1 pseudogene is annotated in these 302 nt (G+C 48.3%); it reads left to right on the plus strand.

The features are described 5' to 3' along the window. Positions 1-302, plus strand: a pseudogene (locus NE473_RS31200) (Gfo/Idh/MocA family protein); the annotation flags it as partial.

Here is a 302-nt window from a genome sequence, read left to right on the forward strand (position 1 = left end):
GTGATGAGGAGGATGCGGTATTTTTGAATATGGAGCTTTCCGGAGGCGGATTTGCATCTTTGTCGATAGGATCTGCATTCCATTTGGGAGATCATTTTGTAAAGCTTCAGGGAAAGACTGGGGGAATCCTGCTGGATTTTAAAAACTCTGTTGTACGACTGGAAAATGACCGGGGGGAGAAGCTGTATTCCATGCAGGAAAATGAGGAAGAGGACGAGGAACGCAGGAACGGATACCGGAAACATAAGGCGGATGCAGGAAAAGGGTTTGGAAAGCCGGGGATGAAGACGTCGTCCTGGATG

The organism is Hungatella sp. SL.1.14, from assembly GCF_024460495.1.
In the GTDB taxonomy this organism is placed as follows: Bacteria; Bacillota; Clostridia; order Lachnospirales; family Lachnospiraceae; genus Hungatella; species Hungatella hathewayi.